The 12,612-nt window shown below is 58.8% G+C and carries 11 protein-coding genes; all 11 read left to right on the top strand.

Annotated elements, in window-relative coordinates; genetic code table 11:
• Positions 1–716 precede the first annotated feature (716 nt).
• The 11 genes from QZP87_RS02790 (at position 717) to QZP87_RS02740 (ending at position 12,282) form a co-directional block, all read left to right on the top strand.
• Positions 717–1,169: a metal-dependent hydrolase gene (locus QZP87_RS02790; protein ID WP_291321397.1), complete on the top strand. Its 453-nt coding sequence runs from the start codon at positions 717–719 to the stop codon at positions 1,167–1,169.
• A 152-nt stretch (positions 1,170–1,321) separates the two neighbouring features.
• Complete coding sequence (locus QZP87_RS02785; protein WP_291321396.1) at positions 1,322–1,825, top strand: 4Fe-4S dicluster domain-containing protein; 504 nt, start codon at positions 1,322–1,324, stop codon at positions 1,823–1,825.
• Complete coding sequence (locus tag QZP87_RS02780) at positions 1,822–2,667, top strand: heterodisulfide reductase-related iron-sulfur binding cluster (RefSeq protein WP_291321395.1); 846 nt, start codon at positions 1,822–1,824, stop codon at positions 2,665–2,667. The genes QZP87_RS02785 and QZP87_RS02780 overlap by 4 nt, the downstream gene beginning before the upstream one ends.
• Positions 2,664–6,080 carry an FAD-dependent oxidoreductase gene (locus tag QZP87_RS02775; protein ID WP_291321394.1) on the top strand — a complete coding sequence of 1,139 codons (3,417 nt, stop codon included), beginning with the start codon at positions 2,664–2,666 and terminating at the stop codon, positions 6,078–6,080. The genes QZP87_RS02780 and QZP87_RS02775 overlap by 4 nt, the downstream gene beginning before the upstream one ends.
• Positions 6,055–6,522: a hydrogenase iron-sulfur subunit gene (locus QZP87_RS02770; protein ID WP_291321393.1), complete on the top strand. Its 468-nt coding sequence runs from the start codon at positions 6,055–6,057 to the stop codon at positions 6,520–6,522. Before QZP87_RS02775 ends, QZP87_RS02770 begins: the two co-directional genes overlap by 26 nt.
• A gap of 13 nt (positions 6,523–6,535) precedes the next feature.
• Positions 6,536–7,633, top strand: coding sequence for a 4Fe-4S dicluster domain-containing protein (locus tag QZP87_RS02765; protein WP_291321392.1), 1,098 nt, complete (start codon positions 6,536–6,538; stop codon positions 7,631–7,633).
• On the top strand, positions 7,630–10,101 hold the full coding sequence (locus QZP87_RS02760; protein ID WP_291321391.1) for a 4Fe-4S binding protein: 2,472 nt from the start codon (positions 7,630–7,632) through the stop codon (positions 10,099–10,101). Before QZP87_RS02765 ends, QZP87_RS02760 begins: the two co-directional genes overlap by 4 nt.
• Positions 10,088–10,786 (top strand): 4Fe-4S dicluster domain-containing protein, encoded by a 699-nt coding sequence (locus tag QZP87_RS02755; protein WP_291321390.1) that lies wholly within the window; start codon positions 10,088–10,090, stop codon positions 10,784–10,786. The genes QZP87_RS02760 and QZP87_RS02755 overlap by 14 nt, the downstream gene beginning before the upstream one ends.
• Positions 10,787–10,864: 78 nt before the next feature.
• Positions 10,865–11,305 carry a heterodisulfide reductase-related iron-sulfur binding cluster gene (locus QZP87_RS02750; RefSeq protein WP_291321389.1) on the top strand — a complete coding sequence of 147 codons (441 nt, stop codon included), beginning with the start codon at positions 10,865–10,867 and terminating at the stop codon, positions 11,303–11,305.
• Between the two features lie 29 nt (positions 11,306–11,334).
• Entirely contained in the window at positions 11,335–11,832 is a 498-nt protein-coding gene (locus QZP87_RS02745) for a PocR ligand-binding domain-containing protein (protein WP_291321388.1), read from the top strand.
• 222 nt (positions 11,833–12,054) lie between these two features.
• Entirely contained in the window at positions 12,055–12,282 is a 228-nt protein-coding gene (locus QZP87_RS02740; RefSeq protein ID WP_291321387.1) for a hypothetical protein, read from the top strand.
• The last annotated feature ends 330 nt before the right edge of the window (positions 12,283–12,612 follow it).

The following is a 12,612-nucleotide window of genomic DNA, read 5'->3' as shown; positions in this document are numbered from 1 at the left end:
CTTGCGGCTCCAGCCGCTTCTTAAAAAATGTAGCTGGAGCCACAAAAAAGAAAAAAATCCTTGCTTGCATGTTTGTAGGGACAGGCACCATCGGTGGACGCTGAGAGGAAAGCAGGGGACGAGGAAAGCAGGGGACAGACACTTTGGGACCCACTTGAGCATCATTTTGTGTTCAAAACGACTGATTTTGGGGCAAGTGAGTCCCGGAAGAGCCAGTCCCAGTGCCACATGCAAAGCGCTAGACAGATACTATACAGTAGACAAGGTCTGTAATTCCAGGTAATAACACTACAGTGACACATTATTTAAGCTGGAAGGGGACTGGCTCTTTTGCCGCCTTATAGTCCGGCCTTTTTTCGGTTTGAGGTCGGCAAAAGTGCCTGTCCCCGGTGCCCTGGGCGATAAGCTGGAAGGGGACTGGCTCTTTTGCCGCCGGATAGTCCGGCCGTTTTTCGGTTTGAGATCGGCAAAAGTGCCTGTCCCCGGTGGCCTGGGCGATAAGCTGGAAGGGGACTGGCTCTTTTGCCGCCGGATAGTCCGGCCGTTTTTCGGTTTGAGATCGGCAAAAGATAAGGAAAGCAGGGTCAGGCACTAAGTAATGATTATGCAGCTTCACAAAATTTCGCGTCTGTACTTATTGTATTTATGCAGGAAAAGTGTCGCCGGGACTGCCCCCTGGCCGGTATCTGCCCCCCTGAATGTTTACAGGAAATCGCATGCCCGGTTATAAGGTACATATTGCTGGAGCGGTTTTGCTGGGGGCGGGCGTACTGGCCGCTGTGAACTGGCTGGCATGGTTCAGGCCCGAGCCCTGGCAGGCCCTGGTTCTTATGGGCTGCGTGGTCCTGGGGGCGCTGTTTCCGGATGTGGACACGGATTCCAGGGGGCAGAAGTTTTTTTACTCCCTGCTGCTGATAATCAACCTGACCCTCATGATCCTTGGGTACTACCGCTGGGCGGCCATCCTGGGTTTTCTGGCCATGCTCCCGGTGGTGGCCAGGCACAGGGGTTTCATCCATACCTGGTGGGCCATGCTGGCCATCCCCCTGGCCGTGTTTCTGCTGCCGGTCATCTTTTACAACGTGCCCTGGCAGATCCTCATACCGTACTACCTGGCCTCGGTATTCGGTTATTTCACCCACCTTATACTGGACCGGCAGCTGGCCTGATTCTTCGCGCCCCCCCTTCCATAAAACCTTCCTCATCTCAACCAGTTACAAAATATCCGGGCTGTTATCTTTTTTTGGCAAAAACATTTAAAACCCTTGATTTTTACCTCAGAATATAATAACGACTATAAAAACCTATCAAAAAGGCAGCCATGCGATTCTTACACAGCCATAAAACACTGGACCCGGAACATCAGGAAACCTTGAGCCGCTCTTTTTTTCAAGGCAGAGCCGGAAAAGAAGTGCAGCACTGCATCCAATGCGGCACATGCAGCGGTTCTTGCCCTCTGGCCCATGAAATGGATCTGGGACCCAGACGCATCCTGGCCCTGCTCCGGGACGGTTTTCTGGCCGAAGTCCTTGGTTCCAGGAGCATCTGGATGTGCGTTTCCTGCAACGCCTGCCTTACCCGATGCCCCCAGGGAGTACCTGTGTCTGATATCATGTATGCCTTGAGGGTCATGTCCCTGGAACACAATCTGGCCCGCAGGGAATTCAAGATGCCCGACGTGTACCGGGGTTTTGTCAGACAGGTGGAAAAACGAGGCCGGGTGAGCGAGTCCCGTCTGGCTGCCGGATACGGGTTGCTGCACCCATCGGATATGCCTGGAAGACTCTCTCTGGCCTTAAGGCTTCTCAGACGGAGAAGGATATGACCATGTCCGACGGTTTTTACTTCTATCCCGGCTGTTCTTATGAAACCGCTGCCGGCTACAAAGAGTCCGTGGATGCAGTGTGCAGCCGCCTGGATATCCGCCTGGAAGAATTGCCTGACTGGAACTGTTGCGGCAGCACCGCCGGTTTCAGCCTGCAGGGAGACTATGGAGTTTACCACCCGGCACTGGTCATGGCCAGGGCGTCCCAGGCAGGGGCAAAAGAACTCGTCACAGGCTGCAACGGGTGCTTCAACACCCTGCGCAAGACCCGCAAACTCTTGCTGCAGGACCAGGACCTGTATGCCGGCACCTGGAGAAAAATCCTGCAGGAGGGCGGACCTGACTCCGCCCCTCAGCTGCCTGTGAGACACCTCCTGCAGGTGCTCTCCAGCCGGGGGCAGATGCATAAATCGTCTCTTAGCCCGGACATGTCCGGGCTCAGGGTGGCCGCCTACTACGGCTGTCTTTTTTCCAGGCCATGGACCGACGTAGATGACCCGGAACACCCTCAAATGCTGGACAGATTCATTGAAGGACTGGGCTTTACTCCGGTGAACTACTCCCTGAAGACCGCCTGCTGCGGCGCAGCCCATGCCCTGGGATTCCGGCAGAGCACCGAGGCCCTGGTGCAGCGCATCATCCTCGCCATGCAGGATAAAGGAGCCCACCTGGCCGCGGTCATCTGTCCCCTGTGCCAGCTCAATCTGGAAAGCGCCCAGTTGAGCCTGGGCCTGCCCAGGCTGCCGGTGCTCTTTTTCACTCAGGTGGCCGGCCTGGCCCTGGGGGTGCCCAGGAAAGAACTGGGACTGGACAAACTGCTTATTGCACCGGAAAAGATATGAGTCATAAACAGCCGCGTATAGGCATCTATATCTGTCATTGCGGACAGAACATCGCCGGAAAGGTAAACGTGGAGGAAGTGGCCCGTTTTGCCTCAGGACTGGAAAATGTGTTCCAGGCAAGGCACTACCAGTTCATGTGCTCGGACCAGGGCCAGGACATGATCATATCAGACATAGTCAACCACGGTCTGAACCGGGTGGTGGTGGCCTCCTGCTCTCCGCGGATGCACCTGCCGACCTTTGCCAGGGCCTGTGCCCGGGCCGGACTGAATCCCTACCTGCTGCAGATGACCAATATCCGGGAGGGCTCGGCCTGGGTCAGTCTGGACTCCGGCCAGGCCACCCAAAAGGCCATCAGACTGGTATCGGCTGCTGCAGCCAGGGTCCGGCACCACCGCAGCCTTTTTACCCGCAGAATAGAGGTCAACAAATCAGTTCTGGTCATAGGGGGAGGTATTGCCGGCATGCAGGCGGCCCTGACCGCTGCTGATTCCGGCTATCCTGTTTACCTGGTGGAAAAGGATCCCTCCATTGGAGGTCAGATGGCCAAGCTGGACAAGACCTTTCCCACCCTGGACTGCGCTGCGTGCATTGGGACCCCCAAAATGGTCGAGGTGGGGCAGCATCCCAATATTGAACTCATGACCTGGAGCGAGGTCAAAGACATAACCGGTTTCGTGGGCAACTACACGGTGACGGTGCGCAAAAAGCCCCGCTATGTCCTGCATTCTGAATGCACGGGCTGCGGCGAATGCGCCAAAGTCTGCCCTGTCCTGGTTCCCAGCGAATGGAACGAGGGCCTGAGTAGCAGGACGGCCATCTATCGTTCCTTTCCCCAGTCAGTGCCCGGGACCTACTGTATAGACAAGAAGGACCGGGCTCCCTGCACTGTGGCCTGCCCGGCCGGGGCCAATGTCCAGGGTTATGTGCAGCTCATCAGTCAGGGCAAATACCAGGAGGCCCTGAAAATCATCCATGACAGGCTGCCCCTGCCGGCGGTACTGGGCCGGGTCTGTCCGCATCCTTGCGAATCCGCCTGCCGCCGCAGCCAGGCGGACTCTGCTGTAGCCATCAAGGCCCTTAAGAGGTTTGCAGCCGAATATGCTTCCGCTCCCGGCTTTGTGCCCGGGACAGACCGGCAGGAAAAAGTGGCCGTCATCGGTTCAGGTCCGGCCGGGCTGGCAGCGGCCTGCTTTTTGCGCCGCAAGGGCTTTGCCGTGACCATATTCGAGGCTTCAGATTATCTGGGAGGCATGCTCCGCAGCGGTATTCCGGACTTTCGCCTGCCTCCCGGGATCCTGGACAAAGAAATCGACCGGATCCTGGAACTCGGGGTGGAGGTGCGCACAAAAATGAGTTTCGGCCATGACTTCACCCTTGAAGGTTTGCAGGAGCAGGGCTTCCAGGCGGCCTTTATGGCCATCGGGGCCCAGGCGGGGACCGGACTGGGACTGGAAGACGAAGACTGTCCAGGGGTGATTAACGCAGTGGACTTTCTGAAAAAGGTCAACCTGCAGCAGGATGTGCAGGTCGGCCCCAGAACTCTGGTCATCGGCGGGGGCAACGTGGCCCTGGATGCCGCCAGGACCGCCCTGCGCCTGGGCTGCAGGGAAGTGAGCATATTATACCGCCGTTCGGAAGAAGAAATGCCGGCTTATGCCCAGGAAATCAGCGAGGCCAGAGAGGAAGGGATAAAATTCTGTTACCTGACCCAGCCAAACCGTCTGGTGCTCAGACAGGGCTGTCTCACCGGCCTTGAATGCCTGAGCACCCGGCTGGGGGAACCCGATGCAGGGGGAAGACGCAGACCTGAGCCGGTATCCGGCAGCGAACAGGTCCTGGAGGCGGACACGGTCATCGTGGCCGTGGGCCAGAAGATCCATGCTCCCTGGGCCGAAACAGTCCCGGAACTCCAATGGACCAGGCGCGGCATGCTCCAGGTGGACCCCAGGACTCAGCAGACCACGATTCCCTGGGTCTTTGCTGCAGGTGATGCGGTCACAGGACCGGCCACTGTTGTGGAGGCCATAGGCGCCGCCAGGCGTGCAGTCGAGGCCATTGAACGCTTTCTGGACGGCCATGAGCTTGACCTGGGGCATAAGGACTCTTTGGACCAGGACAGTTCAGGCACCGACTGGAGGCCGGTGCCGGGTGGCCTGGAACCCAGGCACAGGGCAGAGCCTGCAAGGCTGAGTCCGGACAGATCCCTGCATGGATTTGCCGAAGTGGAAGGAACTCTGGACGAGGATGCTGCGGTGCAGGAGGCCTCAAGCTGCCTCAACTGCGGGATCTGCTCCGAATGTATGGAGTGCGTGCAGGCATGTGAGCGCGGGGCCATAGACCACAGTATGCAGCCCGAAGACGTGGAGCTTAAGGTGGGAAGCATAATCCTGGCCACCGGATTTGAGCTGTACAACCCAGAATCCCTGTCCCAGTACGGTTTCGGCCGGTACCCGGAGGTCTATACCAGCCTGCAGTTCGAGCGTCTGAACAACGCCACTGGCCCCACCCAGGGCAGTATACAGACCAAAGACGGGCGCAGGCCCGAAAGGGTGGCCATCATCCACTGTGTGGGATCCAGGGACAAAAACCACAAGGACTACTGCTCCCGGGTCTGCTGCATGTATTCCCTGAAATTCGCCCACCTTATCCGGGAGAAGACCGGGGCCGAGGTGTATTCATTTTATATAGACATGCGTACTCCCGGCAAAAACTACGAGGAATTCTACAGCCGCATCCAGGCTGAAGGCATCCGCCTGGTGCGCGGCCGGGTGGCCGAGGTCACTGATGTGGCCGACAATCCCGAGGACACCGGCCGGCTTACAGTGGTGGCTGAAAACACCCTGAGCGGCAAAGTTTTAAGGATTCCGGCGGATATGGTCATTCTCAGTCCGGCCATGGTCCCGGCCACAGGTGCAGTGCAAACCGCCCGGCTGGCAGGGGTTTCCGCAGACAGCCACGGCTGGCTCACCGAGCAGCACCCCAAGCTGGCCCCGGTATCCACCCAGGCCTCCGGGGTCTTTGTGGCCGGCTGCAGCCAGGGCCCCAAGGACATCCCGGACACCGTAGCCCAGGCTTCTGCTGCGGCAGGAGAGGCAGTGGCCCTGCTTTCCAGGGGCTGGGTCAGCACCCTGGCCGAACGCTCAGTGATCGATGCCGACATCTGCAGCGGCTGCGCAATGTGCACCCGGGTCTGCCCCTATAATGCAGTCACCTTTGATCACCAGGCCAGAGTCGCCCGGGTCAACGAAGCCCTGTGCCGGGGCTGCGGCTCCTGCTCAGCCACCTGTCCCAGCGGGGCGGCGGCAGTGGAGCAGTTTGCTCCTGAACAAATCTTTTCTGAAATAGCCGGGCTTTTGTATACAGACCAATCCAGGGAGGAAGAACATGAACACCGGGATCAGCCGGCCTGAAGAGGCCGGTACGGACAACAGCAGACATAAGGAACTGGACGTACTGGCCCTGGTCTGCAACTGGTGCACCTATACAGCGGCGGACCTGGCCGGGGTCACCCGGTTGCACTATCCGGCCCAGGTCAGGCTCATCCGGTTCATGTGCACCGGAATGATCGACATGCGTTATATCCTGAGCTGTTTTCTGGACGGGGCCGACGGGGTGTTCATCGGCGGCTGCCATCCAGGCGACTGTCATTACCTCACCGGCAATCTCAAGGCCAGGGTACGTATCAAGGGCATCAGGCCCGTTCTTGAATCCGTGGGCATCCCCCCGCAAAGACTCAGGCTGGAATGGATCGGAGCCAGCGAAGGCAAAAAGCTTCAGGAAGATCTGACCTCCTTTGCCCGGGTTATTGAACAGCTGGGGCCGTCGGATTACAAGGGCATGAATCTGGTATAACAAGGATACAGCCATGCACAACTTTTCCCTGATAGAAACCCGGGGCGATGCCGGAAAAGCAGTGAGCATGCTTCTGGCCAGGCTCCTGGAGCAGAACATGGTCCAGGCGGTAATTGTGCCCGCCGCGGTCCCCCCGTCTGTTCTGCCCATGACCCGCCTCCTGAACAACCCTGCGGATCTGGATCAGACCTCTCCCCTGGCCCCGGTGGCCGGGGTCAGCGCCGCAACTCAGGCTGCAAAAATCAGCCGCGGACCGCAGGAAATAAAAATCGCCGCCGTACTGCGTCCCTGCGAGATCCGGGCCCTGGTGGAGCTGCACAAGCTGAACCAGGCCCAGCTGGACAACCTGCTTGTCATTGGCCTGGAATGCCCGGGAAGGCTGGAAAACCAGGACTACATCGATCTTCAGGATCAAAACCAGGACCTGGATCAAAGATTTTACCGCGATGAGGATCTGCAGTCCCGGATAGCCATTACCTGCAGAAGCTGTATTGATTTTCTCCCGGAAAACGCCCACCTGAATATCTGCGTGCTGGGCCTGGATCTGGATCAGCAGGCAGGGATTGCCTGGGATGAAGGACCCGGGGCTGATGCGGCTAGAGCCCTGGAACTTAAGCCCGGACAGGAGCCCGGAGAACGCGGCCGGGCCGTAGACAGTCTCAGGTCCCAAAGAGAATCCGCCCGGGAAGAGGTGATGTCCAGGAGCCGGGAAACCATCAGCAGTTCTTCTGGACTGCAGTCCATGATCGCCCATTGTCTGGGCTGCTTCAACTGCCAGCGGGCCTGTCCGGTGTGTTTCTGCCGCGAATGCGTATGCAGCAGGGAAGCCTTTGAGCAGAACCTGGAAATGCTGCATACCAGGGCCGGCCGGACCGGCGGGATCAGGCTCCCGGCCGGGATGACCATGTTTCATCTGACCAGGCTGGCCCACATGGCCCACGCCTGCGTAGGCTGCGGGCAGTGTTCCAGTGTCTGTCCCATCCATATCCCTGTGGCGGACATTTTCAGGACCGTAGCCGCCGCCACTCAGAAGGAGCTTGACTACAAGGCCGGCCGCAGCCCCGAGGAACCTATTCCGCATTTAAATTTTTCCACGGAGGGTGACCAATGAAGGAAGCGGCCAGGGCATTGGTCATGGGCGGCGGGGTAAGCGGCCTGAAGGCGGCCATGGATCTGGCCCGGGCAGGCTGCAGCGTTTTCCTGGCTGAAAAACAGGCTGTTCCTGCAGGGCTGCTCCTGGGTCTGGACCGGCAGTTTCCCAGCAACCATTGCGGCCTGTGCCGGGTGCTTCCTCCTGATCCTTCCGGCCGGACCTGGCAGGCCTGCATGCGCAGAGGATTCGGCCACCCGGGCATTGAATTTTTCCCGGGTTTCGAGGTCCAGGACATTCAGGGCTCTCCGGGCAATATGTCCGCAACCCTGATCAGGCAGACACTTATGGTGGACAGTGATAAATGCAACGCCTGCATGCAGTGCGTGGAAGTCTGTCCCGTGCACATGCCTGACCTCTTTTCCACCGGGCAGATCCCGGTAAAGGCCATTTCCCGGGCCGCCCCCCACAGACCGCCCCATCATCTGGCCATCAGCCTGGAGGCCTGTACTCTGTGCGGCCGTTGCCGGGATGCCTGCCGGGAAGGGGCCATAGATCTTGATGCCGCCCGGGAGGAAAAGGTCCTGGATAACCTTGACTTTGCAGTCCTGGCCTCGGGAGTAGAATACTGTCTGCCTGAAGTGTACAATCTTTACCAGAGCGCGGCCCACGCCGACGTGATCACCACCCTTGATTTCGAAGCTCTCTTGAGCAGTGCAGGCACGGATATTATGCGTCCATCCGACGGCAGGCCGGTGCGCCGGGCGGCCTGGGTCCAGTGCGCAGGATCACGCAGTCTCAAGCTGGAAGCGGATCATTGCTCCGGGATCTGCTGCATGATCTCTCTCAAGCAGGCCAGTCTGGCCAGGGAAAAGGACATCCAGTGCTCCATCTTCTACATGGATATGCGCACTTCCGGCCGGGACTGGCAGAAGTACCTGGACCGGGCCCGGGAAAAAGGGGTGGAACTCATCCGCTGCAGGCCCCACAGCATTGAACAGGTCCCTGAAGAGCAGATCCTGCGCATCCCCCACGCACCTTCTCCGGGCAACCAGCAGGACCGGGACTTTGACCTGGTGGTGCTTTCGGTGGGACGGGACCCCGCCTGGAAACCGCCTGAATATGCCGGCCGCGAAGGCGTATTCACCAGCCCCGGCTCCAGACGGGTCCTGGATATCGCCCGCTCCATCATTGCTGCCTCGGCCACAGCCGCCACGGCCCTGGGGGAAGACCGGCAGGAAAGCCTCCCCGACCAGGAGGCCAAAGACCAGGACCAGGTCCACAGCCGGGTGCTGGTGGTGGGCGCCGGGCCGGCCGGCCTCTCGGCCGCCCTGACCCTGGCCGCCGGAAACATCCCGGTTGTACTGGTGGAACAGAAGGACCATCTGGGTGGGCATGGCCTGAGCAATATTTCCCCTGAACAAAGAAAAGAGGTGCAGGATCTGGCGGCCAGGGCCATGGAGCATAAGCTGGTGCAAGTATATCCGTCGGCTGCAGTGATCTCCTGCACCGGCCCGGCCGGCGGATTCAAAAGCCGGATCCGGGACTCCAGCGGCGACGAAAAAGAAATTCTTCACGGAGCAGCAGTACTGGCCACCGGAGGCAGGGCTGCTCCTGTTGCCCGGCAGGAAGACAGGACAGCAGACATTTTCGAATATTCCCGGCGGATTTTTGCGGCCGGGAATAGCGGGGAAGCGCCGGAATCGGTGATCTTTATCCTGTGCCATAATACCAGGCAGGAACCAGCCAACTACTGCAGCCGGGTCTGCTGCAGTCTGGCCCTCAAGAGCTGCCTGCAGACCCTGAGCCTGCGGCCTGAAGCAGAGGTGACCGTATTTTACCGGGACATCATGGTCCAGGGCGACGACGAAGAGCTCTACACCCGGGCCAGAAGCGAGGGCGTGCGCTTTATCCCCTACAGCCCTGATGCCCCCCCGTCGTTGGAGGCCAAAGACGGCAAAATCAGGGTCAAGGGCTCTGATCCCTATCTCAGTGAAGAGAGCGAATATGAAGCAGAGCAGCTGGTGCTTGCTCCCGGGGTGGTCCCGGCAGCAGGAAGCGAAATGGCCCGGATCTTCAACGTGCACAGTTCGGCAGAGGGCTTTCTTTGCGAAGCAGATGCCAAGTACAGGCCAGTGGAATCCGGGCGGGCAGGGATATTTATCTGCGGTCTGGCCAGAAACCCGGTGCCTTTTAAGGAGGCCGTGCTGGAGGGCCGGGCTGCGGCCATGAGCGCCCTGGGCCTGCTGAAACAGGGGCTGGACAGCCGGCTTCAGACCTTTGTCCGGGTCAAGCCGGCCCTTTGCTCCCTGTGCGGCCTGTGCCTGGAGGCATGCCCGTTCAAGGCCAGGTATGCCCATGAAGAAACAGGGGCCATGGCTGTGGATCCCCTGGCCTGCAGGGGCTGCGGGGCCTGTGTGGCGGTCTGTCCCAATAAGGCCAGTGCGTGGTCTGAACAATTGGAGGAAAATGTCCATGAACTCAACTGAAGTTTTATCCCATACCGACCTGTCCGGACCCGGCGGCGGAGGCAATCCGGCGCAGATCTGTCTGGGTTGCGGCACTTGCGCTTCCGCCTGCCCCATGACCGGAATAGAAGGCTTTGATCCCCGGCGCATAGTGCGCCTGGGTCAGCTGGGAAGATTTGAAGAACTGGGCGAATCCAGCCTGGCCTGGCTGTGCACCATGTGCGGACGCTGCCAGGAGGGATGCCCCATGGATGTGCGCATCACGGACATGATCCGCGAGGCCAGGGATCTAGGCGGGGAAAAGACTGTTCCCCAGGCCATCGGCAAAGGGATTGAAATGTTCATGGAGACCGGAAACAACCTGGGTCTGCCCGACGAAGACTTCGGGTTCATTGTAGAAGACGTGGCCGAGGAGCTCACCGAGGAGCCAGGCTTCGAGGACTTTGTCCTGCCCGTGGACAAGGAAGATGCCCGGCTTCTTTTCACCCTGCACAACAAGCTGGTCAACACCCAGAACGAGGATCTCAAACACTGGTGGAAGATCCTGCACGCCGCCGGCGAAAGCTGGACCCTGCCCGGCAGCCGCTGGGAAGGGGTCAACTGGGGATTTTTTTCCGGCCAGGACCAGGTGCTCAAGGCCGGAGTGGATACCATCGTGGGCAACATGGAAAGACTCCGGTCCCGGGGGCTCATGTACCCCGAATGAGGACACGCCTACCTGGCCACCCGGTACGGGCTGGCCCGCTGGCATCCGGAGTTCCGGCAGCGCTATGAGGCGGTGACCGTGTTCGATCTCCTGGTTGAATACATATCCACCCAGAGGATCAGGCTGGACAGGGACCGGATCAAAAAAAAGGCCGTGTACCACGATCCCTGCAACTACGGCCGCAAGTCAGAGGCCCTGTTCGGGCACGGCTATTTCCATGAACCGCGCTGGATACTGAATCAATGCCTGGAGCACTGGACGGACATGCAGCCCAACCGGGCCCGGCAGTACTGCTGCGGCGGGGGCGGCGGGCTCATGCTCACCCCCTATGAAGAGCAGCGCAAATATTACAGCCGTAGAAAAATTGAGCAGATAAAAAACAGCCGGGCCGAACTGGTGGTGGTCCCCTGCCACAGCTGCCACGGCCATATCCGGGCCATGCTTGATGCCCAGGGCCCGGCCTCCATTGAAGTCAAGTACCTGTGGGAAGTGGTGGCCGAGGCCCTGGTAATGGATTAAGTCTTACACCATAGCTGGAGGATATTTTCATGACCATGCTTGACCTGCTTTCCAAAGAAGAATGGGCTGAGCTGGAAAACGAACTCAATGAACGTACCGGGCTGGATGTCAATGCCTACGACGCCCAGGGGTTCACATTCACCGGGCTTAAACAGTGGGCCAACCGTCTGTGCCCCAGAATCAAAGAGATACCCTCGGCCCTGCAGTCCGTATGCTCGGTGGCCCATCAGAATCTGGCCAGCCTGGCCAGACAGACAGGACAGCCTGTGGTGGAGGAGTGTGATGCAGGTCTGATGAAGATCTGCGTGCCTGTTTTCGCCGGAGGACAGTTTGTGGGGGCCCTGGGCGCCTGCGGTCACCTCCTGGAGGATGGCGAGATGGATGCTTTCCTGATTCACAAACTCACGGGCATTCCGGAGGCGGAGGTGGAGAAGCTGGCTGAAGATCTACCGGTTATCAGCCGGGCCAGGGCGGAAGAACTGAGCACTGAAATGGAGGCCAGAATAAAGGGCCTGACCGCAACTTAGCTGTTCAGATGTAAACGCCGGGAATATTTTACCCTTCACTCAGAATCCTGAAATTCATAAACTTCACGGATTCAGGCTTCACAAAAGGTCAAAGTCCGGCAGACAAAGCAAACCCAGATTCATGATGCAGACGCACAAGAACGATGCCCTTGTTTCGATCTCCTGCAGGTACAGCCGTTCAGGTCTGTGTCCCAGCATCATAAACAGCCAGGAGGACTGGACATGGAAGAGATCCGTATGACCGCCGAGATACGCACCGATTATGACTGCGAGGTGATCGGACTTCCCGCTCAGATGTGGGCCGAGTGCCTCTTGCACATCAATAACAGCGATGATCTGCACCTGGAAATCATTGCGGAAAAAAGCCCGGTGATACACATAGTTATGGGAGATGTGCAGTGGAAAGGCACATTGACGGGCCTTAAAGCCCTTCTGGCTTCGGGCCGCTGAACGCTTGCAGTTCAGATGTCTGCTCCCTGCTTCTTGTGCACGGCCATGCCTCAGCTCGGGTTGAGGGTATTGGTTATCCCTTTCCGGGCCGGCTTGAGCCGGGCTTTATAGCACTACAGCGAAACTTATTTGTTGACCTCCGGGGACTGGCTCCCCCGCACTTATTTTTTCCAATAAAACCAAGATCATTTAATAAAAATAAGTGCGGGGTGCCTGTCCCCAATTGAGATACCATACTGTATTTAATAAGTTTCGCTGTAGTGATAGGAACGCCCGCCTTTGTTGCACACCAGGACAATGGTTCCAGCCCCGGGCACCTGGTGCAGATTT

Source organism: Desulfonatronospira sp., from assembly GCA_003563255.1.
In the GTDB taxonomy this organism is placed as follows: domain Bacteria; phylum Desulfobacterota; class Desulfovibrionia; order Desulfovibrionales; family Desulfonatronovibrionaceae; genus Desulfonatronospira.
This window is presented reverse-complemented; position numbering and strand designations above follow the sequence as displayed.